At 68.0% G+C, this 23,618-nt stretch carries 23 protein-coding genes; 10 read left to right on the top strand and 13 right to left on the bottom strand.

Annotated features, from left to right (window positions below):
- The first annotated feature begins 220 nt into the window (after positions 1-220).
- Complete coding sequence (locus J2X34_RS17255) at positions 221-1,261, top strand: ABC transporter substrate-binding protein (protein ID WP_429518594.1); 1,041 nt, start codon at positions 221-223, stop codon at positions 1,259-1,261.
- 64 nt (positions 1,262-1,325) lie between these two features.
- Positions 1,326-1,601 carry a hypothetical protein gene (locus tag J2X34_RS17250; protein WP_114721138.1) on the top strand — a complete coding sequence of 92 codons (276 nt, stop codon included), beginning with the start codon at positions 1,326-1,328 and terminating at the stop codon, positions 1,599-1,601.
- A 170-nt stretch (positions 1,602-1,771) separates the two neighbouring features.
- Here the strand turns inward: J2X34_RS17250 and J2X34_RS17245 are convergent, their stop codons facing one another.
- The 3 genes from J2X34_RS17245 to J2X34_RS17235 all read right to left on the bottom strand — a co-directional run bounded on the left by J2X34_RS17245 (position 1,772) and on the right by J2X34_RS17235 (position 5,093).
- A complete protein-coding gene (locus J2X34_RS17245; RefSeq protein WP_429518591.1) occupies positions 1,772-2,206 on the bottom strand; it encodes a MepB family protein in 435 nt (144 codons plus the stop codon).
- A gap of 131 nt (positions 2,207-2,337) precedes the next feature.
- The gene (locus J2X34_RS17240) at positions 2,338-4,092 is read right to left on the bottom strand and encodes a cholesterol oxidase substrate-binding domain-containing protein (protein WP_429518589.1); all 1,755 of its coding nucleotides are present in this window, start codon (positions 4,090-4,092) and stop codon (positions 2,338-2,340) included.
- A 185-nt stretch (positions 4,093-4,277) separates the two neighbouring features.
- The gene (locus J2X34_RS17235; RefSeq protein ID WP_174907824.1) at positions 4,278-5,093 is read right to left on the bottom strand and encodes a metal-dependent hydrolase; all 816 of its coding nucleotides are present in this window, start codon (positions 5,091-5,093) and stop codon (positions 4,278-4,280) included.
- Between the two features lie 166 nt (positions 5,094-5,259).
- On the opposite strand from J2X34_RS17235, the gene J2X34_RS17230 reads away from it, so the two are divergent.
- Genes J2X34_RS17230 through J2X34_RS17220 form a run of 3 tightly spaced genes read left to right on the top strand, consistent with a single transcriptional unit; the run spans position 5,260 to position 9,175 of the window.
- The gene (locus J2X34_RS17230; RefSeq protein ID WP_174907823.1) at positions 5,260-6,630 is read left to right on the top strand and encodes an MFS transporter; all 1,371 of its coding nucleotides are present in this window, start codon (positions 5,260-5,262) and stop codon (positions 6,628-6,630) included.
- A complete protein-coding gene (locus tag J2X34_RS17225) occupies positions 6,630-8,093 on the top strand; it encodes a pyridoxal phosphate-dependent decarboxylase family protein (RefSeq protein WP_429518587.1) in 1,464 nt (487 codons plus the stop codon). The genes J2X34_RS17230 and J2X34_RS17225 overlap by 1 nt, the downstream gene beginning before the upstream one ends.
- A 47-nt stretch (positions 8,094-8,140) precedes the next feature.
- On the top strand, positions 8,141-9,175 hold the full coding sequence (locus J2X34_RS17220) for a hypothetical protein (RefSeq protein ID WP_429518585.1): 1,035 nt from the start codon (positions 8,141-8,143) through the stop codon (positions 9,173-9,175).
- Between the two features lie 185 nt (positions 9,176-9,360).
- Here the strand turns inward: J2X34_RS17220 and J2X34_RS17215 are convergent, their stop codons facing one another.
- On the bottom strand, positions 9,361-10,827 hold the full coding sequence (locus J2X34_RS17215) for a catalase (protein ID WP_114721155.1): 1,467 nt from the start codon (positions 10,825-10,827) through the stop codon (positions 9,361-9,363).
- Positions 10,828-10,846: 19 nt separating this feature from the next.
- Entirely contained in the window at positions 10,847-11,377 is a 531-nt protein-coding gene (locus J2X34_RS17210) for a Fur family transcriptional regulator (RefSeq protein ID WP_429518583.1), read from the bottom strand.
- Positions 11,378-11,750: 373 nt separating this feature from the next.
- On the opposite strand from J2X34_RS17210, the gene J2X34_RS17205 reads away from it, so the two are divergent.
- A complete protein-coding gene (locus J2X34_RS17205; RefSeq protein ID WP_147283496.1) occupies positions 11,751-11,957 on the top strand; it encodes a hypothetical protein in 207 nt (68 codons plus the stop codon).
- 30 nt (positions 11,958-11,987) lie between these two features.
- Positions 11,988-12,374 (top strand): TraR/DksA family transcriptional regulator, encoded by a 387-nt coding sequence (locus J2X34_RS17200; protein WP_429518581.1) that lies wholly within the window; start codon positions 11,988-11,990, stop codon positions 12,372-12,374.
- Between the two features lie 32 nt (positions 12,375-12,406).
- Here J2X34_RS17200 and J2X34_RS17195 read toward each other — a convergent pair whose 3' ends face one another.
- Both J2X34_RS17195 and J2X34_RS17190 read right to left on the bottom strand, forming a co-directional pair.
- Positions 12,407-12,844 (bottom strand): SRPBCC family protein, encoded by a 438-nt coding sequence (locus J2X34_RS17195; protein WP_114721161.1) that lies wholly within the window; start codon positions 12,842-12,844, stop codon positions 12,407-12,409.
- Between the two features lie 52 nt (positions 12,845-12,896).
- Positions 12,897-13,526 carry a TetR family transcriptional regulator gene (locus J2X34_RS17190; RefSeq protein ID WP_429518579.1) on the bottom strand — a complete coding sequence of 210 codons (630 nt, stop codon included), beginning with the start codon at positions 13,524-13,526 and terminating at the stop codon, positions 12,897-12,899.
- Between the two features lie 122 nt (positions 13,527-13,648).
- On the opposite strand from J2X34_RS17190, the gene J2X34_RS17185 reads away from it, so the two are divergent.
- The gene (locus tag J2X34_RS17185; protein WP_429518577.1) at positions 13,649-14,425 is read left to right on the top strand and encodes an SDR family oxidoreductase; all 777 of its coding nucleotides are present in this window, start codon (positions 13,649-13,651) and stop codon (positions 14,423-14,425) included.
- A gap of 36 nt (positions 14,426-14,461) precedes the next feature.
- Here J2X34_RS17185 and J2X34_RS17180 read toward each other — a convergent pair whose 3' ends face one another.
- From J2X34_RS17180 to J2X34_RS17155, 6 genes are all read right to left on the bottom strand, one after another.
- Positions 14,462-15,337 (bottom strand): formylglycine-generating enzyme family protein, encoded by an 876-nt coding sequence (locus tag J2X34_RS17180; RefSeq protein WP_397484644.1) that lies wholly within the window; start codon positions 15,335-15,337, stop codon positions 14,462-14,464.
- Positions 15,338-15,414: 77 nt separating this feature from the next.
- Positions 15,415-16,356, bottom strand: a complete 942-nt coding sequence (locus J2X34_RS17175; RefSeq protein WP_114721167.1) for an HAD family hydrolase — start codon at positions 16,354-16,356, stop codon at positions 15,415-15,417.
- Positions 16,357-16,361: 5 nt separating this feature from the next.
- Complete coding sequence (locus J2X34_RS17170; protein WP_114721169.1) at positions 16,362-17,900, bottom strand: arylsulfatase; 1,539 nt, start codon at positions 17,898-17,900, stop codon at positions 16,362-16,364.
- 123 nt (positions 17,901-18,023) lie between these two features.
- A complete protein-coding gene (locus J2X34_RS17165; protein ID WP_429518574.1) occupies positions 18,024-19,217 on the bottom strand; it encodes an AI-2E family transporter in 1,194 nt (397 codons plus the stop codon).
- A gap of 31 nt (positions 19,218-19,248) precedes the next feature.
- Positions 19,249-19,737, bottom strand: coding sequence for a DUF1269 domain-containing protein (locus J2X34_RS17160; RefSeq protein WP_114721173.1), 489 nt, complete (start codon positions 19,735-19,737; stop codon positions 19,249-19,251).
- Positions 19,738-19,894: 157 nt separating this feature from the next.
- The gene (locus J2X34_RS17155; RefSeq protein WP_114721175.1) at positions 19,895-21,751 is read right to left on the bottom strand and encodes a multicopper oxidase family protein; all 1,857 of its coding nucleotides are present in this window, start codon (positions 21,749-21,751) and stop codon (positions 19,895-19,897) included.
- 257 nt (positions 21,752-22,008) lie between these two features.
- Here J2X34_RS17155 and J2X34_RS17150 point away from each other — a divergent pair, with 257 nt between their 5' ends.
- Positions 22,009-22,932, top strand: a complete 924-nt coding sequence (locus J2X34_RS17150; RefSeq protein WP_114721177.1) for a hypothetical protein — start codon at positions 22,009-22,011, stop codon at positions 22,930-22,932.
- Between the two features lie 9 nt (positions 22,933-22,941).
- Positions 22,942-23,535, top strand: coding sequence for an RNA polymerase sigma factor ShbA (gene shbA, locus J2X34_RS17145; RefSeq protein ID WP_429518571.1), 594 nt, complete (start codon positions 22,942-22,944; stop codon positions 23,533-23,535).
- Positions 23,536-23,618 lie beyond the last annotated feature (83 nt).

Raw genomic sequence — 23,618 nt, 5'->3', positions numbered from 1 at the left:
TTACGGCGTTTTCACTCATGCAGCTCACGCCTCCATATCCTGTCGTCTGCCCAGGTGAGGTCGTTCGGGACGAAGAGGTCGTGGGTTCAAATCCCGCCACCCCGACAGTGAAGAACAGAAAGACCCGGTCCGATTATTCGGACCGGGTCTTTTTCGTTTACAGGACCGCTCCCGCCGTCCCACCGGAAAGCCCCCCTGGATCACAGGCTAGCCTGACCTAATGTTCAATCGATCGTCCCTGCGCAAGCGGACCTCCGTCCGCGTCGCGATGGTCGCCCTCGCGACCATGTTCGCCGCCACCGCATGCGGCTCCTCCGACAGTGCGACCGACGCTCCGGCCGGCAACACCGACGTCGCGACGGGCGGTCACCTGTTCGCCACCGCCGACGCCGCGACCGCCGAACTGGGCAGCGACGCGCAGCCCGGCGCGTTCCCGCGGACCGTAAAGCATGCGCTCGGCGAGACCGTGATCGAGAAGAAGCCGGAGCGCGTCGTCGTGCTCGACGGCGGCGAGCTCGACGACGTCCTGTCGCTCGGCATCACGCCGGTCGGTATCGCGAATCCGGAGGGTGTGTCCGGACAGCCGTCGTACCTCGCGGACAAGCTGAAGGGTGTGCCGGACGTCGGCACCTCCAACAACCTCAATCTCGAGGCGATCACCGCGCTGCAGCCGGATCTGATCCTCGGTAGCAAGCTGCGTTCCGACAAGCTGTACCCACAGCTGTCGCAGATCGCGCCCACGGTGTTCGGCATCCGCCCGGGCTTCCCGTGGAAGGAGAACTTCCTCCTGGTCGCCGACACCCTCGGTGAGGAGACGAAGGCCGAGTCCGTGCTCAACGACTACCAGACCCGGGCGAAAGAGGTCCGCGACAGCATCCAGGGCGATCCGTCGATCTCGCTGGTGCGCTTCATGAGCGGCAAGACCCGCCTGTACGGCAACCTGTCGTTTATCGGCGTGATCCTGCAGGACGTCGGACTGCGCCGCCCCGACATCCAGAACATCGAGGAGCTGGCCGTCGAGGTCAGCCCCGAGACCATCACGCAGGCCGACGGTGACTGGATCTTCTACTCGACTTACGGCAAGCCCGACACCACCGCCGAGGGCGAGGTGCTGGGCGGCCCGCTGTGGTCGAGCATGAACGCAGTGAAGAACGGCAAGGCCGTGCAGGTGTCCGACGAGACATGGTTCCTCGCGCTGGGTCCGACAGGCGCGATGATCGTGCTCGACGACCTGGACAACCTGCTCGGCGGCAAGCAGTAGACGTTCGACCCGCGGCGAGGCCCGGCACCGATTCGGTGCCGGGCCTCGCCGTTATCGTGGCCGCATGGACGAGTCGCTGACCCTGCAGAAGGCACTGCTCCAGCTCGACTACGGCCGGGTCGAGAAAGCGGAGGTCACGCTGCGTGAGCTACTCGATCGCTCGCAGCCCGGCGTGTTGCGGGTCCGCGCGCTCGTCGTCTACGGCGACCTTCTGCACCAGCTGGGACGGGCCGACGAGGCGACGGCGCTCCTCGAGTCCGCGGTGCGGGAAGCCTCGGATCTCGATGTCGACGACCTGCTCGACATGGAGCTGGAACGGGCCCGGGACCTCTTGGGATGACCCTGGAATAACCTCGGCGGGGTCGTGGTTGAATGGTTCGGATCGGCGGTTCCGTGTCCCCCGGGCTCAATTTCACCGCCTTCGCAGAGTTCCGTTCGGCTGGAGCTGCGTTGCGCCTTTCGCCGTGAGGCGACCGAGCCGCCGGTCCACCTTCTTCCCTCCCCGCTGCTCTAGATCACCGCGAGGAGGCGACCGGCCCGCTGCAGATCGACGGCCGCTCGGTCACTCAGGTCGAGGAACCGGTCGCACTGCCAACCCTGGGACCGCTTCGCCTGCGGGTTGCTGGTCGCCGACCACGGCGGATACACCCGGAAACCCCGCTTCCCACCGGCACCACGTACCGACACAACGATGCCGCGGGTGGCCAGCACCTCCGTCGGGAAGACGAACGCGCCGAAGCGGTCCCCCTCGCGGGCGGTGACGACCAGCCCGTCCACGTCGCCCTCGGTCGGGAACGGTTCCGTCGACCCACCGGCCGCGCGACGCCACACCGAGACGAACAGCCCCACCTTCGTCGGGGTCAGCTTGCCGACCCGAAACCGAACCGTCGACCGGCCGACCTCCGAAATCGCGGCACCGTACTCGGCGTTGTCGGGCTCGGACACAGCCGGCGAACACCCGACCCCGAGGCCAGCGAAGAGACGCATCACGAGGGCCACATCCGGATGGACCGCATCAGAAACCACAACAACTCCAAGCGAAATCGACCCCGCCCGAAACTACCCGACGGCGCCCTCTACGGCAGTAGCCGGTCGTGGAAGCTGTTGGCGAAGACGCGATGCGGGTCGTGCGCGTTGAGGGACTTCCGCGCCGCCTCCCAGTTCCCCGATGCCGGGATTCCTGTCGTGTAGGCGGCGGGCAGGGTCTGCGTCAGCCACTCCGGGTCTCGGTAGCCACCCTGACCATCGAAGCCCCAGCCCTTGGCCCACTCGGAGCGGAACGTGGCGTAGTCGCCCGAATAGTTCTGCGCCATCCAGCGTTCCATGTCGCGGAAGTAGTCCGCCGCGCCCGGCGTGCCCGGCAGCGTGACGACGTTCATCCAGATGCAGGTGTCCCACTCGGGGTGGTCGGGGCGCGGACGCACGGCCGAGAGGTTCGGCGGCCCGGCCGATTCCACCAGCACCTCGTCCTGGTCGTCGACCTTGCACATGCGAACCTCGAACGGGCCGTTGATCGGGTACCTGCCCTGCGCCGCCAGGTCCGTCATCCGCGCGTTGTGCCACGTGGTGAACTCGTTGATGACCCGCTGGATGTTCGACCGCTTCGTCACGACGACACCGCCGCCCGCGGTGACACGCATCGTGGTGTGCCGCAGGTAGAACAGGACATCCTTGGACCAGCCCCACAGGTCGTCGGTGTCGGTGAGCGCGAGGCCCGCCTGTACGGCCGCCAACTGCCCGATCCCGAAGGCGGGGGTGGCGGCCTGGATGCCCGACGCCACCTGCCCCAGCAGATCGGTGAGCGGCTCGGGCAGGTTGTCGGTGAAGAAATAGTTGTAGGGACCGAACACCTCCCGGGACTCCGGCGGCCTGACCGGCGTTGGCGTCCAGATCTTCAGCCACGGCTTGTCGGTGAACGGGAACCAGATCGCCTCGACACGGCCCGACGTCTCCACGAAGGTCTCGTACGTCCGGCCCGGCGCTCCCGGCTGCGCGAACATCTCCTGCCACGGGATGTCCATGATGCTCTGGCAGCGCAGGCGGGCGTTGACGCCGGCCTGCAGCGTCACCGCCGTGACGAAGCTGCGGCCCAGATGTGTCAGCAGCGCGGTGATCTCGGGATCGGCGCGGGTGAAGTCGCGCAGCACGAAGCGGTCGGTGGCGTCGTCCCACACCACCACGGTCATCGCGGTGACGAGGTTCGACAGCGAGCCGAACGACTGGCCGGGCGTCACCGTCTCCCCCGCGGCCGGGTACGTGGCGCCGTGGGCTCCGATGGCGAGGATCCCGGCGATCGAGAGATCGCCGATGGCCGGCGAGTTGGCCCACCCGAGACCGTGCTGCTGCAGCGCGGTGAGGATGGCCTCGAGGCTGGCACCGCCGCCTGCGGTGACGGTGGCCGGTGACCCGACGGGGTCGACGTTCACCCAGTTCAGGTGGGTCATCGTGTCGACGAGCAGGATCTTCTCGACGTTCTCGCCGGGCACGACGGTGAGCGGACTCCACCCGTGCATGGTGCCCTTCGCGCGCACCCGGAAGCCGTTGTCCTTGGCCCAGTTCGCGATCCGGAGCACGTCGTCCGGGGTCCGCGCGGTCGCGGTCCACACGGCGTCGAACCGGATGTCCTTGGCCCAGTTGACGTAGCCCTGTTGGGACAGCGGAATGTCCTGGGGGAACGCGGGCGGCGCCGGAAGGTTCGACACCGGGCCACCGCCCGAACCGGTCGAGCCCGCCGCCGGCAGCGCGAAGGCCGGAGACCAGCCCATGCCCGCCGCGGCGGCGGCGCCCGCCGCCGCCCCGGCCGCTCGGCCGAGGAATCCCCTGCGCGACATCCCGTTACGCGATCCGCCTGTCGCCATCTCGCTGCCGTCGACACTCACCGGTTCGACTCCGATCCACTCGTCGGGGTGGCGGCACCGTCGAGTCCGCCGCGCACGATCTCGAGCCAAACTAGAACAAGTTTCGTTCCGATGCCAGTGGTTCCGTAATTCTGGTCGAGGGAATCTCGGAGGCGGCCCTACTTCTCGGTCACCTGCACCGAGGTCCGCAGCGCATCGGTGATCGCCTCCGGCGCCCCGTCCACCGACCAGACCGCGAGGCCGACGGCCAGGATCGTCAGTGCCGGACCCAGCACGGCCTTCTCGAAGCCGCCGCCCGCGCGGATCGCCAGGAACGAGGGCAGCCGCAGTTCCCACCATCGTCGTCCCCCGAACGGGACGAACGGCGCGAGGAACGGCACCCCCTCCTTGGTGATCATGTCGCCGAGACAGTGCGTGGCGCAGCCGAGCGCGACCGCGACGCCGAGCCCGGTCGACCCCACCTGATCCGGGAACCACTGCCACGTCAGGATCGACAGGAACGCCGCGGCGCCGGTGACGACGAGCCACCCCTTGTCCCGCGCCCAGTCCCCGACCAGACCGCGCAGCGCCAAGCCGAGCGTGAAGAACAGCGTGACGATGATGGCGGGCCGGCCGAACTGGCCGACCAGCGCCGAGATCCCCGCGCCCAGCCCCACCGCGAACAACGCGGTGTGGGTGAGGGTGCGGTGCCCACCGCGCCGGTTGGGATCCTTCCGCCCCTTGGTCACCCGATACACCCCGAGGGACAGGGCGTCGACGCCCGCGGCGAGGGTCCTGCTGATCGGGCCGAACGACCGCGCGACGGTGGACTGGGTGGTGTCCAGATCCGGCAGCAGCGCGGCCCCGGCGCACACGCCGGCGAACGCGAAGGTCTCCGCGGTGGACGTGGGTCCACCCCAGTCGGTGGGCAGCAGGTCCGCGACGGCTAGGCCGACCACGGCACCGGACATTGCATGGGTAGCACCCATAACCATGGGAGACAGCACCTTTCGAGCAGTACAGCAGATCACCGACAGCGAAGGGGTCCGAAGCGGCAGCCCCGGACCCCTTGCCGGGAACGCTAGCAATGACCACCGACACGACGCTCCGACGGCCGCGACCGGCCCCCCGCCGGCCTGCGGCTGGCCTAGATTGACGCGCATGACGGCCACGAATGTCTCGTCCACCGCGCCAGGTCGGCTCAGCGCCGCCACCATTCGTGGCTACGCGCTGGGTTCGGTCGGCACCGGCGGCTTCTCGACCCTTCCGGGCCTGGTGCTCGCCTACTACCTCACCGACACCTTGGGCGTCGCGGCGGCCGTCGCCACGTTCGTGGTGTTCGCGCCGAAGGCGCTGGACGTGGTGCTCAATCCGGCGATCGGGGCGTGGAGCGACTCGTGGGCCCGTCGGACCGGGAGCCGACGGCGGTTCCTCACGATCGGCGCCGTGCTGCTGCCGGTCTTCTTCGCGCTCACCTTCGCGGTGCCCGACGGGGTCGACGCCGCCGGCGGTGCGGTGTGGGTCGCGGTCGCGTTCATCGCATCCGCGGTGGCGTTCAGCATGTTCCAGGTTCCGTACATCGCGATGCCCGCCGAACTCACCGACGACTACCACGAGCGCGCGCGTCTGATGGCGTGGCGCGTCGCGGTTCTCGGCATCGCGATCCTCCTCTTCGGCGCGGGTGGTCCGGAGCTGCGCGAACTGGGTGGCGGCGGCCGCTGGGGCTACCTCGTCATGGGCATCGTCGCCGGCGCGTTGCTGGGACTGGGCATGTTCGCGGCGTCCCGTGTGGCGCCGCGCCGGGCGGCGTCGGAGCCGTCGCTCGGCGAGGACGCCTCGTTCTCGGCCTCGTTGCGCGTCGTCCGATCCAGCAGGCCCTTCCGGATGCTGCTGACGGCGTCCGCGCTGCAGGCCTTCGCGACGGGCACCATGCTGGCCGCAGCGCAGTACGCCGCCACGTATGTGCTCGGCAACGAGCGGTCGGTGTCGATCCTGTTCGCCGCGCTGGTCGGTCCGGCGGTCGCGGTGATGCCGCTGTGGTCACGCTCGGTGCGGGCGTGGGGCAAGCGGCGCGCCTACCTGCTGGCGTCGAGCCTGTTCCTCGCCGCCACCGTGGCGCTGCTGGGGTTGCTCGTGGACACCGGGTGGTGGGTGTACGCGGTGGTCGCGGTGGCCGGTGTCGGCTACGCGGGCATGCAGATGCTGGGCATGTCGATGCTGCCGGACGTCATCAGCGACCACGAGAAGCGCGAGGGCGGCACGGTTCGCGCCGGGGCGTTCAGCGGCGTGTGGACGGCCGTCGAGACCATCGGCCTGGCGCTCGGTCCCGCTCTGGTCCTCGCGATCCTCGCGATCACCGGGTTCGTCTCGTCCACCGACGACCACCACGCCGACCAGTCCGAGACCGCGATCAACGGCATCGCACTGGCGATCTCCGCGGCTCCTGCGATCCTCACCGCGCTCAGCATCGTCGCGCTCGCGCGCTACCGCCTCGCCGCCGAGGACTCCTACTCCCAGAACGGAAGCCACTGATGCAGTTCCGCAACGATCCTGCCGACGTCCTCGCCCGCCTCGATGCCCTTCGCGCGGCGGATGCCCCGACGTCGGGCGGACGCCTGCTGTCGTACGTGTACGACCCGGGCGTCGCCGAACTCGCCGAGCTCGCGGGGGCCGCGGCGTTGCGCGCGCAGTCGCTGAACGGGCTGGACCCCACCACGTTTCCGTCGATCGCGGCGATGGAGCGCGATCTCGTCGAACTGGGGCGCGGCGTGCTCGCAGGTGGCGACCCGGACGTCGTCGGCTCGGTCACGAGCGGCGGCACCGAAAGCTGCATGCTCGCCGTCAAATCCGCACGGGACACGTGGCGGAGGCGAACGGGGGCCGAGCACCGCCCGACACTGCTGATCGGCGCCACTGCGCACGCGGCCTTCCACAAGGCGGCGCAGCATCTCGATCTGCGGCTCGAGGTGCTGCCGGTGGATCCCGTCACCGCGCGGCTGCGGCCGTCGGACGTCGCCGCGGCCTTGTCGCCCGACGTGGCCCTGGTCGTCGCGAGCACGCCGTCGTATGCGCACGGCGCCCTCGATCCAGTCGAGCAGATCGCGGAACTGTGTGCAGCCCAGGATGTCCCACTGCACGTGGACGGCTGCATCGGCGGCTGGGTGCTGCCGTGGTGGCCGGGCCTGACACGGCGGTGGGATCTGACGGTGCCGGGCGTGAGCAGCCTGTCGGTGGACCTGCACAAGTACGGGTACGCCCCCAAGGGCGTGTCGCTGCTGCTCTACCGCGACCGCGACCGACACCGCGCACACTGGTTCGCCACCACGTCGTGGCCCGGCTACTCCGTGGTCAATCCGACGCTGCTGGGATCGCGCAGCGTCATGCCGATCGCGGCCGGCTGGGCGGTGACACAGGCCCTCGGCGAGGAGGGATTCGCAGCCCTGGTCGCACCGATGGCGCGCGCGACCGAACGGATCCGCGGCGCGATCGCGGGAATCGTGGGCCTGCGGGTCGTCGGCGATCCCGTCGGCCCCCTGCTGGCGATCGCCACGGACGAGTCGGTGTCGCCGGAGCGCCGCGTCGATCCGCACCGGTGGTCCGACGCCGCGGGTGACGACGGGTGGGCGCTGCAGCCGCAGCCCCGGTACACCCAGTCGGACGGAACGGTCCTGCCGCGCACCACGCATCTGACGATCACGCCGGTCACCGAGCGGGTCGTCGACGACCTGATCGCGGCGCTGCAGAAGGCGGCGGACCGTACCCGCGGGGTCCCGGGCGCGGACGCCCCCGCCGATCTGGTCGCGGCCGCCGCGCAGATCGATCCCGCCGATCTCACCAGCGAGGTCAGCGCCGCCGTGCTGGGGCTCGCCGGGCTGGATCCGAAGGCCGGGCTCACCGGCCCCCAGGCCGACGTCCTCGCCCTCGTCGAGGCACTGCCCGCACCGGTCGGCGAGCGGCTGCTGATCGAGTTCCTGGCACGCTTTCTCGAACCGTGACGTCGAGAACGTCCACCGCGCCGCCGTGATGTGGGCACACTCGATGTATGGCAGCGACGTCGACGCGGTCAGTAGACGATTCGGAGCCGGATCGGTCAGCCGAGCACTCGGAGCCGGAGCGCGACACGGTCGTGCGGGGCACCGTGGTCCCGATGCTGGTCGGGTTGCTGATCGGCGCCATCTTCGTCGCGGTGTTCCTGGCCGCCTTCCACGATCCGAAACCGCACGATCTGCCCGTCGCAGTGGTTGCGCCGCCACCGGCGGTCGCCGCGATCGAGGCCCAGTCAGCGGCCGCCGGCGACGCCTTCGACGTGCGCGTCTACCCGTCCGCCGACACGGCCCGGCAGGCCGTCGAGTCGCACGATGTCTTCGGCGCGTTCGTCGCCGCCGGTGCGCCCACCGCGGAACTGCTCGTCGCGGGCGCGAACGGGCCGGCGGTCACCGAGGTCCTGTCCCGTGCGTTCGGGGCGGCCGCCGCGGCGACCGGCACGCCGCTGACCGTGACCGACGTCGTCCCGTTGGCGTCGGGCGATTCCCGCGGACTGTCGGTGTTCTACGCCGCCTTCGGTGTCGTCCTCGCGGCGTTTCTGTTCGGCCTCACCAGCATGCAGGCCGGTCCGCGACTGCCCGTCGTCTGGCGTGCCGTCAGCGCAGTGGCCTTCTCGATCCTGGTGAGCCTCGTCGTCGCCTGGCTGGTCCAGCCCGTTTTCGGGGCGCTGCCGGCGTCGTTCCTCATGACCGCCACGCTCGTCGGTCTGCTCGCGTTTGCCGTCGGCGCCTCGACCGTGGCGCTGCTCAAACTCTTCGGGCCGCCCGGGATCTTCGTCGCCGCCGTCGTCCTGCTGGTGTTCGGAAACGCGACCAGCACCGGCATCCTGCCCGCACAGTTCCTTCCGGGTTGGTTGGAACCGCTGACGAACATCCTGCCGGTCGGCGTCACCGTTCGCGCGCTGCGCGGCACCGCGTACTTCGACAACGACGGCCTCCCCACAGCGATCGCGGTGCTGGAGGCCTGGATCATCGGGGCGGTACTCGTGTACGGAATTGCCGTGTTTGTTCAGAGCCGACGCCGAGGGGCATGATGGAGGCAGTCCTCGAATGCTCGGGAGGCGGTTATGGACACTCTGATTCTGTGGCTGGCAGCAACCTTCATCTACTGGTGGGGCCTGCTCCCCTGACGAGTCGATGAGGCCGACAGGTTCGTGAAAGCCGATGGGCCCGTTCCGGAATTGTCCAATTCCGGAACGGGCCCATCGGGCTCATCGGTCTACTTCTGGCCGGCGCGCACGCCTACCTCGACCTTCTTGCCGAGTTCGGCGTCCACGTTCTTCCAGTACTCGAACACGCGCTGCAGCACGGGTTCGCTGACACCACCGAGCGCATGGCCGACGATGTTGCTCACCAGACGCTCGCGGGCGGCGTCGTCGAGCACCTCGCGGACCAGGGTTCCGGCCTGCGTGAAGTCGCCGTCCTCCGGGTGCTGAATGTACCCGGCGCGCACCGCCTGGCCGTCGAACGCCCACAGGCCCTCGTCACCGGCGGCCGACGGATCCGCGTGCGGCCCGCCGTACGAGTTGGGCGCGTACACCGGAGTGTCGGCGGAGTTGAAGCTGTAGCGCATCGCGCCCTCCTTGGAGTAGGAGTTCACGGGGCACTTCGGCGCGTTCACCGGCAGGTCGGCGTAGTTGGTGCCGATCCGGTAGCGATGGGCGTCCGCGTAGGAGAACACCCGGCCGAGCAGCATCTTGTCGGGGCTGAACCCGATGCCGGGCACCACGTTCGACGGTTCGAACGACGCCTGCTCGATCTGCGCGAAGAAGTTCTCCGGATTGCGGTTGAGTGTCCACTTGCCGACCTCGATGAGCGGGTAGTCCTTCTGCGACCACACCTTCGTCAGGTCGAACGGGTTGAAGCGGTAGCCCTCCGCCTCGGCGACCGGCATGACCTGAACCTTCATGGTCCAGCTGGGGAACTCGCCCCGATCGATCGCGTTGTACAGATCGGCGCGGTGGTAATCCGGGTCGGAGCCGGCGAGGGTGTCGGCCTCGGCCTGCGTGAGGAACTCGATGCCCTGGTCGGTCTTGAAGTGGTACTTCACCCAGAAGCGCTCACCGGCAGCGTTGACCCACTGGTAGGTGTGCGAGCCGAACCCGTCCATGTGCCGCCACGACTTCGGGATACCGCGGTCGCCCATCAGCCACGTCACCTGGTGCGCCGTCTCGGGACGCAGCGTCCAGAAGTCCCACTGCATGTCGTGGTCGCGCAGACCCGAACCCGGCAGACGCTTCTGCGAGCGGATGAAGTCGGGGAACTTGATGGGGTCCTTGATGAAGAAGACCGGGGTGTTGTTGCCGACGAGGTCGTAGTTGCCCTCTTCGGTGTAGAACTTCATCGCGAACCCGCGCGGATCGCGCCACGTGTCGGGGCTGCCCTGCTCGCCGGCGACGGTGGAGAAGCGCACCAGCGACTCGGTCTTCTTGCCGGGCTGCAGGAACTTCGCCTTGGTGTACTTGCTGACGTCACCGGTGATGACGAGTTCGCCGAACGCGCCGCCACCCTTGGCGTGCACGATGCGCTCCGGCACCCGCTCGCGGTTGAACTGCGCGAGCTTCTCGATCAGGTAGTGGTCGTGCAGCAGGATCGGCCCCTGCGTACCCGCGGTCAACGACTCGTCGTCGCTGCTGACCGGGATTCCGAAGTTGTTCGTCGTCGGACGTGACTGTGCGGACGTCATTTTGCGAAGCCTCCTGGCACTAGTGGGCTGTGGCTGTCTTCGAATGGTTCGACCCGCCCGATCCGGGCACATCGTCTTGATTCTGTGAGCTGGCAACGGTCTCTGCTGTGGTTTTCGCCGAAACACTTCGGCAACCGCCGCACAGACCCCAGAACACCACCTCGGCCTCGTCGATCTCGAAGCCGTGGTCGTTCGAGGGCTCCAGGCAGGGAGCGTGGCCGACGACGCAGTCCACGTCGACGACCGTGCCGCACGAGCGGCACACCAGGTGGTGATGGTTGTCCGCGGTGCGGGTCTCGTACCGTGCCGACGAACCCGCAGGTTCGATCCGGCGCAGCAGACCCGCTCGGACACAGGCCCCCAGCACGTCGTAGACGCCCTGAGTGGAGACGGTCCCGAGCTGACGACGCACCTCGGCAGCGATCTCCTCCGCATCCGAATGCGGATTCGCGGCAACAGCATTCAGAACCGCAACCCGGGGAGCCGTGACACGTAGGCCCGCTTCCCTCAGCAGGGTGCGGGGTTCGATGCCGTGCTCTCCGTGTTGCATGGTTCCCAGTATGCCCCTTTTCTGGAATAAGTCAAAAGAACGACAACCTCCAGGATGGGGTGGTCGCGCGGAAGTCGGCCGTCCGGCGAGGACCGGAGGCGGGGCGACCCTCCGAGCAGAGGCAGCCCCCGTCCGGTGCGCGCGACGAGCCGGCCGCACCGTCAGCGGCCGTGCGGGCGCAATGGTCCGCACCCGGCACCCGGAGCGGGATGGATTCGCCCGCAACCACATCCGGGCAATCGATTCGGCCAGTCTCTGCACCGCAGTACAATTCGGACGATTCCCCACACGTCCCCGCTACCACTCCGCTACCGTCGAGTAAGTACTGCACGGCACAGACGACAGGAGCGCACCACAGCTCACGGGAGACGACATGCGCGAGACTCCACAATGCGCGCGGCGGGCCGGGATACGAACCACGTCACTGCGATTGGCATGGCTGCTGTGCATCGCACTCATCGTGTTCGTGCCCGGATTGTTCGCGCTGATGGTCGGCACCACGCTGCTCGAGGCCGTCTTGATCACAGCCTTCACCCTGGCCTGCGTGTGGATGGCCGGGCTACTGATCAACTTTCGGTGACCGCATACCGGCTTCGATGGAGGAACACCCATGCAGGACGATGGTTCCGCAGGAGCCGACGCGGACGCGACCGCCTCCCGGCATCGGGCCCGGATCGCCCGGGAACGCGCCGACACGGAGCGCCGCATCGCCGCACTCACCCGGCGTTTCAGCGAAACAGTGGAGGGATCGGAGTTCACCACGGACGACGACGAGCACGATCCCGAAGGCTCGACCATCGCCTTCGAGCGTGCCCAGGTCTCGGCCCTTCTCGACGACGCTCGCCGCGACCTGGAGGACCTGTCTGCGGCAACACAGCGCCTCGAGAACGGCAGGTACGGCGTCTGCGTCCGATGCGGAACACCGATCACCGAGGCCCGACTCGATGCGGTGCCCGCCGCCACGATGTGTATCGACTGCTCGGCTCGTCGCCACTAGCAAGCGACGACGAGCCGGCGGTCGGTGCGCGGCTAGTCCGCGAAATACGTTGCCACAGCGTTGAGTCCGGTGACATAGACCCCGTCGCCGAACATCTGCTCCACCGTCGCGACCGCCGCGTCGTCGGCGGCCTGATACTCCGCGCTCCAATGAATCTCGGTGCCGCCGGCGTGCGGCCGCACCGCGAGGGTGGCGATGTAGTCGCTGATCGGCAGCATCGGGTCGAGCACCTGGTAGCTGTACGTGCGCGCCGCCGCGTCGCGGCCGACGAGAAGCTCCCGGGCGACGACGCGCCCGTCGATCGAGAAGACGCGGATCGCACCGACCTCGGTCGGCTCCGTGTCGCCCTCGAGCTCCGAGGGCGGGACGCCCGGATGCCACGCGCCGAGCCCGTCGAAGTCGCCGATGTGGGCCCAGACCCGATCGGGATCTGCCGAAACCACGACGCTTCTCACCAGTGACCGAACCATGATTGTCTCCTTGTCTGCCGAAACATGTTGTCTGTCGAACGGATTCGTCGAGCTAGTCGCTTCGCGCCGGAATCTGGACATCGAGGCGTAGGACGGACAGCGCGGACGCCGCCAGCTCACCCACGTCCGCCGGCCCCGCAGGATCCTCCGGATCGCACGTCACCCAGTACTCGAGTGCGACGGTGAGGGCGCCGATCAGCGTGTGCGACAGCAGGCGGGCCTCGAGACCCGCCGGATCGAGCCCGGCCCGACCTGCCAGCAGCGGCCGCATCTCGTCGGCCAGATCGTGCGCCGCAACCATCCAGCGGGCGCGGATGCCGGATACCGACGTCAGAATGACGAAAAGTTCTCGTGTAGAGATCAGTTCGGCGTAGCGATCCCGCCGTAGACACTCCGCGAACGCCGCGTGGACCGAGGCCTCGACGGACTCGCGAGCAGGCCGCGCCGCGAGATAGCCGGCGAAGTCGCGGATACCGGAGGTGAGGACCGGGGTGAGCGTGTCCTCCTTCGCGCCGCAGTGCCGGTAGAACGTGCGCACCGAGATGTCCGCGGCGCGAGCGATGTCCTCCACCGACGTCGCATCGAAGCCGTCGGCGACGAACAGGTTCGCGGCCGCCGCGGCGATGTCCATGCGCACCGCGTCGCGTCGTCGTCCGGACAAACCCGGCGGGTCTCGGTCCACGTGCCACCTCTCGAAAGTGTGTCTTGACACACATTAACAGCGTGGCACAAACTGGCAACCTGGCACAGATTGGCACCCCGCGATCGTGCACTCGCCTCCCTCCCCCACGAAAGGGCCGGACCATGCCCCGTACCTTCCTCGTCACCGGCAGCGCCTCCGGAATCGGCGCCGCTACCACCGCGTACCTCCGTGACCAGGGCGCCCGGGTCATCGGCACCGACCTGCGCGACGCCGACATCACGGCCGACCTGGCCACCGAGCACGGGCGGGCGGACCTTGTCGAGCAGGCCCGCGAACTGACCGGCGGCCGCCTCGACGGCGTGATCGCATGCGCCGGCGTCGCTCTGTTCGATCCGCTCACCATCAAGGTCAACTACTTCGGCGCGGTGGCGACCCTCGAGGGTCTGCGCCCGCTGCTCGCCGCCGGCACCGACCCCCGCGCGGTCGTGATCTCGTCGGTGGCGTCGCTGCACCCGAACGATCCGGCGATCGTCGACGCCGCCCTGGCCGGTGACGAGCCCGCGGCGGTCGAGGCCGCGCGGGCCGCGGTCGAGCGCGGTCACGGCGCCCTCGTCTACGGGTCGTCCAAGGCCGCGATCGCGCGCTGGGTGCGACGGACCGCGATCACCGCCGAGTGGGCGGGTGCCGGTATCCCGCTCAACGCGATCGCGCCGGGCACCATCGTCACGCCGATGATCCAGGCGATGCTCGACACCCCGGCGGGCCTCGCCGCCATCGACGGCGCCGTCCCGATGCCGCTGCACGGACACGCACGTCCCGAGCAGATCGCCCCGCTGCTGTCCTGGCTTGTGTCCCCGAAGAACTCGCACGTGACGGGTCAGGTCGTCTTCGTCGACGGCGGCGCCGACGCCGTGCTCCGCGGCGACTCCGCCTGGTAGCCCGACGCGTCGCGGAACGCCGCCGATCGGGTTCGACTACGCGGTGCCCGCCACGCAGCGGAACCCGATGTGGCTCATCCCCGTGTCGATCATCTGGGGTCGGCGCGCCGCGGGCCGATAGCGGCGGCAGTAGCTGTCGGCGCACAGGAACGAGCCGCCCTTGATCACCTTGCGGGGCACCTGGAACTGGGGCTGACGGCTGTCGAAGCTCTGCGACACGTCCGGCCCACGCGGATTGAGCGGTGCGCAGCACGAGTCCGCCGAGTCGGCATGTCGGTCCGAGTACCAGTCAGCCGTCCATTCCCACACGTTGCCCGCCATGTCGTGCAGGCCGTACCCGTTCGACGGATAGCTGCCGACCGCTGCGGTGGTGCCGTACCCGGAATCCGCTCGCCAGGGGAAGTCGCCGTGCCAGAAGTTCGCGAGACGCTCATCGTCCGCCTCGCCGTCCTTGCCCCACGTGAAGTCGGCGCCGTCCAGCCCGCCCCGCGCAGCGGCCTCCCACTGCGCCTCGGTGGGCAGGGCCCGTCCCGCCCACTGCGCGTACGCCGCTGCATCCTCGTGCGCGACATGAACGACGGGGTGGTCCCCGAGCCCGGCGGTCGACGATCCGGGGCCTGTGGGGCGCTGCCAGGACGCCCCGATCGTCCAGATCCACCATTGACTGAGGTGCCGGAGATCGACCGGACCGGCGGTGCGTGTGAAGACCATCGATCCGGGCTGCAGGTTCTCTACGGGCGCCCCCGGGAAATCGGCGGGGTCCAACGGCCTCTCGGCCACCGTGACGTAGCCGGTGTCCCGCACGAAACGCGCGTACTGCGCATTGGTGACCTGGTGGGTCTCGATGGCGAAGGCATCGACCTTCACACGGTGCGCCGGGCCCTCCTCCGGGTAGTGCCGATCCGAGCCCATCGTGAATGTCTGCGCCGGTACGTCTCGGAGGTCGGAGAATGCCGAATCACCCACTGGGCCTTTGCTCCTCTTCGGGGTCAGGTGACGGCCGTCGAGAAGACGTTCGTCCAGTCGTTCTTCATGCTTACCACGGTCCAGGCCTTCTCTCGCGCCTGATCGAGAGCCTGTTCGGCGCCGGCGACGTAGTCGAACTCGCGTTCGGCATCGTCGTGCAGGATCACCATCCGCAGGGACGGGCGGTCGGGTTGCCCGGAGAACGCCAGCATCGGAAGGTCGCCGTTGGAGTTGCCGACCGACAGGATCGGCCGCCGCCCGATCCTGCTCCAGATCCGGACGGGCTTCTCCGGTCCGTCGTCGAAGAAATCCATCGCGGCCTTGTAGAGCAGATCGGTGGTGTCCTCGCCCTCGCGGTACGACAGACCGAGCGCGCTGCCGATGATGCGTTCCGGCGGCAGCCCGTAGAGCCTTCCGGCGACCGGGCGCATGAAGTCGCGGTCACCACCGGACGCGATGTAGGTCGTGAAGCCGTTCTCCTCGAGGTAACGCAACAACTCGACCATCGGCGTGTATCCGCACCCGTAATAGGGGCGGCCGAGCGTCGGGTGATCCGCCCCGGCGAAGAAGGCCCGGACCCGCGCGTCGTAATTCTCGACGGTGACCGAGTCGAACGCGGCGGTGACCGCGCCCATCAGCAGCTTCAGATCGCCGTCGTCGCCCTGATAATGCTTGACCATCGCCGTGCCGAGCCACTGAAGGTCGTTCTCGTAGGCCGCCTTCCACGGCTGTTTCTGGCGCAGATCGGGTTCGCCCGTAGCCATCTCGGCGAAGCGCCGCACGGTGAAGTCGAGTTGGATGGGCATCGGCTTCTCGCACCAGAGTGTGCCGTCGTTGTCGAAAACCGCCACCCGGTCCTCGGGTTCGACGAAGTCCGGTCCGCCGACCGCCGTGACCCGATCCACGAAATCGACTATGGCGGATCTTGTTCCCCCGTCGGCCCACGACTCGAGTGCATTCACCATGCCGGTCAGTCCCGCGACAGAAAGGCGTGCAGCTTCTTCACCGCATGATCGATCGTGAAGGTGGCTGGCTCCTGCCGCGGCGGAAACTCCTTGAACGTGTCGAGGAAGGCGGTAGCGATCGCGGTGCCGTAGAGGGCGATGTAATCGTGGTCGAGGAACCAGTCCCAGTACGTGTTCGACGTCGAGTCGGCCCGCTCGAACGGATCGGTGCGGAGGTTGAACAGCTTCGGTACCCGCAGTTCCGTGAACGGCTCCGCCCAGATCCCCAGTGTGCCCTGTACCCGCTGCTCCATGAAGACGATCTTCCAGTTCTCGAACCGCACACCCAGCACGTCGCAGTCGTCGGAGAAGTAGACCATGCCCCGGCGCGGGCTCCGCTCCACCTCCCCGGTGAGGTAGGGCAGCAGGTTGTAGCCGTCGATATGGACCTTGTAGGTCTTGTCGCCGGCGGCGTGCCCGGACTTCAGCTTGTCGACGATGTCCGTGTCACCGGCCGCCGCGAGGAACGTGGGGAGCCAGTCGTGATGCTGGACGATGTCGTTGGAGACCGCCCCCGCTTCGATCCTCCCTGGCCACCGGATCACCTGCGGAACCCGGAAGGCGCCTTCCCAGTTGGTGTCCTTCTCACTGCGGAAGGGTGTGGTCGCACCGTCCGGCCACGTGTTGGCGTGCGGGCCGTTGTCGGTGCTGTAGATGACGATCGTGTCCTCGGCGAGGCCGAGCTCGTCCAGGACATCGAGCACGGAGCCGACATTCTTGTCGTGGTCGATCATCGTGTCGTGGTACGGCGACTGCCAGATGCCCGACTGCCCCAGGCTTTCCGGCTTCGTGTGCGTGCGCAGGTGCATGTGGGTGAAGTTCACCCACAGGAAGAACGGTGCCTCCGCTTCGTGCTGGCGCCGGATGAAGTCGACAGCCGCATCGGCGATCTCGTCGTCGATGGTCTCCATCCGCTTCTTGGTCAGCGGACCGGTGTCTTCGATCCGCTGCTTGCCGACGCGGCCGAAGCGCGGATCCTCGGTGGAATCGTCCTCATCGGTGGCCCAGGAGCGCAGGACGCCCCGCGGCCGTTGCAGGTTGTACAGGCGGGGATACAGATCCGCGTCGGGATAGTCCGGGAGTTCCGGCTCCTCCTCGGCATTGAGGTGATAGAGGTTGCCGAAGAACTCGTCGAAACCGTGCACGGTCGGCAGGTACTTGTTCAGGTCACCGAGGTGGTTCTTACCGAACTGACCGGTGGCATACCCGAGCGGTTTGATCAGTTCCGCAATGGTCGGGTCCTCAGCCGAGAGACCGATCTCGACGCCCGGCATGCCGACCTTGCTCATCCCCGTCCGGTAGACGCTCTGGCCGGTGATGAATGAGGCGCGGCCGGCGGTGCAACTCTGCTCACCGTAGGAGTCGGTGAACTTCATGCCCTCGTCGGCGAGACGATCGATGTTCGGCGTCCGGTATCCCATCAGTCCGTCGCTGTAGCAACTGAGGTTGGAGATGCCGATGTCATCGCCCCAGATCACCAGAATGTTCGGCTTCGAGTCCGGCATCGCACATCTCCTCGTCCGCTCCGCATGTCGTTGAGTCCGTGCCCCCATCAGGGTGCGCCCTCCGCCGGCCGTCCACATCACCCGTTCGGGATGAGGCTCGGGCGACCGACGAGGACACAGATGTCACGTCGCCGGCACGACCGACTCCGGCTCAGGACTCGGATCATCGACTTCCTTTGCAGGAGAGAGAATGTCGGGGTCCGGCGGAACCGCAACGTCCTCCGCCTTCTCGCCGATCAGGACGTTCACCCAACGGGTGGCGGGGTCTATGTCCAGCAGCATCGCCTTGACCAGAAGCGTCATCGGAATTGCAAGCAGCGCGCCCAGCGGGCCGAGCACCCAGGCCCAGAACACCAGCGCCAGGAAGGTCATCGTCACGCTGATGCCGACGGCGTCGCCGACGAACTTCGGCTGGATGATCGACTGGATGACGAAATTGATCACGCAGTAGACCACGATCACCCACACCATGAGACCCGGCCCGCCGTCGAGCAGCGCGAGAAGCGCCGGCGGGATCACACCGATCACGAAGCCGATGTTGGGAATGTAGTTGGTGATGAATGACAGCAGCGCCCACAACACCGGTAGCGGAACGCCCATCAGCCACAGCGCTCCGCCGTCGAGTACCGCCACGATCAGGCCGAACACCGTGGAGACGACCAGGTACTTGCGGGTTCCCGCAGCGAAAGTCGATAGGGCATACGCAATCTCGGGCCTGGTGCGTGCGACGACCTGCATCTTCTTCCCGATACTCATCCCGTCGAACGCCATGAACAGCAGCAGAGCCAGGATGAAGAAGAGGTTGGAGAACACGCCGAGGAGACTCTGTAGCGCGGATTCGATCAGCGCGACGACCTTGCCCACGTCGATGCTGCTCAGCGCGTTGTGGATCTGGTCGGAGTTCACGCCCGCTCCGGCCAGCGCCGAGCGGAGACCGTCCAGGAGGTCGTCGACGGTGTCGGCATACTGCGGTAGCTGAGTGGCGAGTTGCGCGGCCGACAGCGCCAATGCGCCGACCAGGCCGATGAGGATCAGGTACACCGCGATCACGGCGGTGATCATCCCGAGCCATGCGGGAAGCCTGCGGCGCTGCATCCAGGACTGGATCGGTTGCACCGCGATGGTGCGCATCAGGGCCAGGAACACCGGCCCGAGGATCCCGGCGAAGGTCTTGATCCCGGCGATCGAAACCACCGCGCCTGCACCTGCGAGTAACACGATCAAGCCACGGGGTATCGCCCACGGTGCCGGTGTCAATGTCGGCACCGGCACCGTGGACACGGCCCGGTCGGATCGTGATTTACGTGAACCCGTCATCGTCCCTCCCGGACCGAGAAGCCGTTACCGGTCAGTCCGCGAACACCTCGCGAAGGTGCGCCTCCTGCTCATGGGACAGGTTCGTGGAGATCAGTTCGGCGTGCTGACCATGGAACTCGTCGTGCACGCGATCGACCGTCGCGTCGGACGTCAACACGAACAGGGCCGAGGTTCCGGGGGTGATCTGTTCCTTGAGCCGCTTGATGAAGTCGTCGTCGATTCCGACGTCGGTCAGCGCCCCTGTCAGTGCGCCGACGGCGGCACCGACGGCCACCCCGATCAGTGGGATGAAGAACAGAATGCCGAACAGCAGCCCCCAGAAGGCGCCGCCGAGCGCGCCCGCGCCCGCGAGATCGGCGAGCTGGTGAGTCTTCGGCTTCTTCCTCCCCTCCGGCCAACTCACCACTGCCGCATCGTGAACGGTGATCAGTTCCTGCTTCTGCAGGTCTTCCAACGTCGCGACGGCGGTGTCCGCTCCGGACGGAGACGCGAACTTCCAGACGGTCAGCGTTCCTGCCATGGGAAACTCCTCGAGATGGTGGGATCCAGCCACATCGGCCTCTCAGGCACCGTACGAACAGAATCGCCTCGGCGGCCTCACACCCATCGGATGAACTGCCCCGCGGACACTTCGGTCCGCGGGTCCCCAGAATCTCGAATCGGCTCTCGCCTACTCCTCATCCCCCGGCGACGGTGCGGAAACCCAGCATCATGTCGTGGTCCTCGTGGTCGAGCATGTGGCAGTGCCACACGTACCCCTGCAACGGGCCCGCCGCCGGCACGGCATCGTGTCCCGCATGGGCCGGCATCCGATGGTCAGGCATCTGAGGTGAGGCCTCCACCGGGGCGGAGATCTCTCCCACCCCGAAGGTGGCATCGGGGTCGAAACCGAGGCGCTCGGCGGTCGGGAACACCGCGACGATCCGGGTGATCGTCCCCGGATCCGCGATGACTGTGTCCTTCGAACCGGTCTCCCACGGCTCCGGCGGTGCGAGCGGGGAGGTGACGAAGTCGTCGGCCGGCGGCGTCCACTTGGTACCGATCGGCGGCTGCGGGTACTGCCTGGTGTACGCCGCGACATCGATGTTCTGCCGGCCCAGCACGCGGAAGTTCACCAGGTGGAGGTGAATCGGGTGCGGCTCAGGCGCGACGTTGACGATGTTCCACTGTTCGACGGTGCCCTGCCGAGGCATCTCGATGTCGGGGTCGCCGAACATCAGGTTGTTGAGCGACATGATCGTTCCACCGGTCGACTGGTCGATCAACTGCATCACAGTGACCGTTCGCTGCACCTGCGGCGTCGGCACCGGTTCCAGATCCGCGGGCTGCCCCGACCCTCCGCGCAGCGTCTCCGGAACCCGCCCGGAGAAGCCGCGTCCCGCCGACATCCGGAACCGGCAGAATAGCGGCATCGCCCGGGCACCGCGCTGGGACGCCCCTAGCGGCGGGGGCTCGTCGTTGCAGAGTTCCACCGTCGCACCGGGTTCCAGTGCCCCGAAGTCGACGAGGAGATCGACCCGCTCTCCGGGTGCGAGCCGCACGCGGTCGGAGGCTACCGGCGCGGGCAGGAGCCCGCCCTCCATGCCGAGAATCCAGAACCGCATCCGGTTGCCGAAGAACAGATTCCACACGCTGAAGGACGCGGCGCTGACGATACGCAGGCGGTAGAAGCCCCGCGCCACCTCGAGTTCCGGCCAGATCTTGCCGTTCACCACCCCCACGTCGCCCGGGGTTCCGCCGTCCCACCGCCCCTGCGGCACCAGCGGGGTGGCCCGGATGCTCTGCCGTCCGTCCGCGGTGAAGATCTTCTCCTGCAGGACCAGCGGAATCTCGAACTCCCCCGACGGCAGCCCCCACGCGTTACCGGTTGCACCCGTGTCGAATTCGTCCCGCAGCAGGAACATCCCGGCGAGTCCGGCGTACACGTTGAGGCGGGTGATCCCCATCGCGTGATCGTGGTACCAGAGTTGGGTGGCCTCGTGGCCGTTCGGGTAGTGATGGACGTGCCCCTGTCCCGGCCGCTGCAGGAACGCGGGGTGCCCGTCGTGCTCGGGGGGTGTCACGGCGCCGTGCAGATGCATCGACGTGGGCACCGACGTCCGATCCTGCTCGGTCACGCCGTGCAGTGTGGTGTCGAAGTCCGCGGCGAGGGGATGGACCCCGATCTCGTTGCGGTAGGACACCGTCAGCGGGTCGTTGCTGTGCGACTCGATGGTGGGACCGAGATAGTCCATGCCGCCGTACGCGAGCGCCGGAGAGGGGTCGAGGTCGCGGTGGAACCGATGTGTCGTGCTCGTGGCGCGCAGCTCCAGTTGCGAGCCGGACAGCACCGGAATGCGGGGCAGTTCGTCGACGAAGGGCTCGATACGCGGCGACGCGAACAACTGCGGGCGGGACGGGTCGATATTGCCGAGATCGCCCAGATCCTGCGCCCGCACCCCCGGCACTCCTGCGGTGATCGCCCCTACACCCACGGCGCCGGCCGTCCACGCGAGGCCGCGGTTGAAGGCTCGCCGCGAGATCCGTCCGCTCATGTCACACTCCCTGTGGTTGCCCGCCGGAGCCCGTTCGATCGCGTCGCCCCGACGGTACGCCGACGACTCCTGAGGCCCCGCCGGTTTCCCCGGATCCGTCCCGATTCCGACGACGGTTGCGGACGAGCAGGACGAATCGCGCGGACCCGCCGTGTTTCGTCGATTCGGCAACCCGATTCGGCTGCGCGCGTCGCCTACGCTGTCGGAATCATCGAGACCGGCACGGCCGGCTTCTCATCGGGCATGAGCGGGGTGCTGTGAAGTCGTCGAAGTTCAATGTGGCGCTGGCCAAGGAAGCCCTCGCGGCCCGCTCGCAAACGGCGCAGGGCTGGCTGCGCGGCACCGCGCCCGGCCGTACGGTGCAACGCGTCTTGTCGGGGCTCGTCGACATCGAGTTGGTCGACCGCTCGATGACCCTGGCGGCACAGTCGTTCACGTCGGTACTGCCGGTCGTCATCGCGGCATCGACGATCGGCAGCCACGACAACTTCACCAAGGGATTCTTCGACCAGTTCGGTGTCGATATGGACGCCGTCGACTTCTCCCCGGACAGCCTCTCCATCGATGATCCGTCGTTCGCCGCGTTCGGGATCGTCGGGCTGCTCATGGTGATACTCAGCGGCACGTCCTTCGCCCGCGTGCTGGGCCGGTTGTACGGGCGGGTGTGGCACGTCCCGACACTCCGCCTCGCGAGTTGGTGGCGGTGGGTGGCCGTGCTGCTGTCGGTGGCGGCGTCCGCCGCACTGGTCGGCGGGACCCGGATACTGCGGGACCTCGCGTACGTCGGCGGTCCGCTCGCACTGGCGGCACAGTTCGCGGTCTGGATGGGATTGTGGACCCTGGTGCCGCACCTGCTCACCGAGCGTCGCCTGTCGGCCCGGGTGCTGTGGTCGACCGGGGCGATCACCGCGGTGGGCCTCACGGCGCTGCGGATCGTCGGTAACGTCGCTCTCCCACGGATCGTCGCGTCGGCGGAGACCAAGTTCGGCGACCTGGGGCTGGTGTTCACGGCGATCGGCTGGATGTTCGTCGCGTGCGGCATCATCGTCGGTGCGACCGTGGTCACCAAGGCACTCGCGCTGGACGAGGGACCGATCGGACGGTTCCTGCGGGGACCCGCGGAAGAACTCCCAGGAAGTTCACCGGTTGTCGAGAGCAAGGCCCCAGTCGGCACCAGTTAGCTGTGCAGGGTGAGTACCCGGTACGCCTCGCCCCCCACCGACCTGAACGACGTCGCGGTCGCCGCCGCTCTCGGAGACCGCGCGGCGATGTCCGCCGTCCTGGTGCGCATCCGCCCGATGGTGCTGAGTTTCTGCCGGTCGCGGATGCAGGGGATGCGCTACCCGTCCGCCGAGGACATCACCCAGGAAGTGTGCATCGCGGTGCTCCGGGCCCTGCCTCGTTACGAGAATCGCGGACGGTTCATCGCCTTCGTCTACGGCGTCGCCTCGCACAAGGTGGTGGACGCGGTGCGCGCGGTGGGCAGGGACCGGAGCGTCCCGGTCGAGACCGTCCCCGACGTCCCGACGCGGGACGACGGACCGGAGGAGCACGCACTGCGCTCGGAGCAATTGCAGCGCACCGAACAAATGCTCGACGTGTTGAGCGCACAGCAGCGGACGATTCTGCACCTGAGGATCATCGACGGCCGTACGGCCACCGACACCGCGGACGCACTCGGCATGACACCGGGCGCCGTTCGGGTCGCGCAGCATCGCGCGCTCACCCGACTCCGCGAGGAATTCGCGACGGACTCTCGAAACACCAAGAGTCGCAACGCCTGATCCACACCGGGAGCGATACCGTTATCGTATCGTTATCTATTGCGGGGCGTCGTGGATCGACGCTGCTCATCGGCGAATCGGGA

Source organism: Rhodococcus sp. BE178, from assembly GCF_050433545.1.
In the GTDB taxonomy this organism is placed as follows: Bacteria; Actinomycetota; Actinomycetes; order Mycobacteriales; family Mycobacteriaceae; genus Prescottella.
This window is presented reverse-complemented; position numbering and strand designations above follow the sequence as displayed.

Excerpts from the sequence above, each read along its gene's own strand:
- J2X34_RS17155 (WP_114721175.1), bottom strand. The coding sequence starts at position 21,751 with ATGAGCGGACGGATCTCGCGGCGAGCCTTCAACCGCGGCCTCGCGTGG.
- J2X34_RS17215 (WP_114721155.1), bottom strand. The coding sequence starts at position 10,827 with ATGACGTCCGCACAGTCACGTCCGACGACGAACAACTTCGGAATCCCG.
- J2X34_RS17195 (WP_114721161.1), bottom strand. The coding sequence starts at position 12,844 with ATGGTTCGGTCACTGGTGAGAAGCGTCGTGGTTTCGGCAGATCCCGAT.
- J2X34_RS17210 (WP_429518583.1), bottom strand. The coding sequence starts at position 11,377 with ATGCAACACGGAGAGCACGGCATCGAACCCCGCACCCTGCTGAGGGAA.
- J2X34_RS17185 (WP_429518577.1), top strand. The coding sequence starts at position 13,649 with ATGCCCCGTACCTTCCTCGTCACCGGCAGCGCCTCCGGAATCGGCGCC.
- J2X34_RS17250 (WP_114721138.1), top strand. The coding sequence starts at position 1,326 with ATGGACGAGTCGCTGACCCTGCAGAAGGCACTGCTCCAGCTCGACTAC.
- J2X34_RS17255 (WP_429518594.1), top strand. The coding sequence starts at position 221 with ATGTTCAATCGATCGTCCCTGCGCAAGCGGACCTCCGTCCGCGTCGCG.
- J2X34_RS17230 (WP_174907823.1), top strand. The coding sequence starts at position 5,260 with ATGACGGCCACGAATGTCTCGTCCACCGCGCCAGGTCGGCTCAGCGCC.
- J2X34_RS17200 (WP_429518581.1), top strand. The coding sequence starts at position 11,988 with ATGCAGGACGATGGTTCCGCAGGAGCCGACGCGGACGCGACCGCCTCC.
- J2X34_RS17165 (WP_429518574.1), bottom strand. The coding sequence starts at position 19,217 with ATGACGGGTTCACGTAAATCACGATCCGACCGGGCCGTGTCCACGGTG.
- J2X34_RS17175 (WP_114721167.1), bottom strand. The coding sequence starts at position 16,356 with ATGGTGAATGCACTCGAGTCGTGGGCCGACGGGGGAACAAGATCCGCC.
- J2X34_RS17220 (WP_429518585.1), top strand. The coding sequence starts at position 8,141 with ATGGCAGCGACGTCGACGCGGTCAGTAGACGATTCGGAGCCGGATCGG.
- J2X34_RS17180 (WP_397484644.1), bottom strand. The coding sequence starts at position 15,337 with ATGGGCTCGGATCGGCACTACCCGGAGGAGGGCCCGGCGCACCGTGTG.
- J2X34_RS17235 (WP_174907824.1), bottom strand. The coding sequence starts at position 5,093 with ATGGTTATGGGTGCTACCCATGCAATGTCCGGTGCCGTGGTCGGCCTA.
- J2X34_RS17240 (WP_429518589.1), bottom strand. The coding sequence starts at position 4,092 with ATGTCGCGCAGGGGATTCCTCGGCCGAGCGGCCGGGGCGGCGGCGGGC.
- J2X34_RS17170 (WP_114721169.1), bottom strand. The coding sequence starts at position 17,900 with ATGCCGGACTCGAAGCCGAACATTCTGGTGATCTGGGGCGATGACATC.
- J2X34_RS17160 (WP_114721173.1), bottom strand. The coding sequence starts at position 19,737 with ATGGCAGGAACGCTGACCGTCTGGAAGTTCGCGTCTCCGTCCGGAGCG.
- J2X34_RS17205 (WP_147283496.1), top strand. The coding sequence starts at position 11,751 with ATGCGCGAGACTCCACAATGCGCGCGGCGGGCCGGGATACGAACCACG.
- J2X34_RS17225 (WP_429518587.1), top strand. The coding sequence starts at position 6,630 with ATGCAGTTCCGCAACGATCCTGCCGACGTCCTCGCCCGCCTCGATGCC.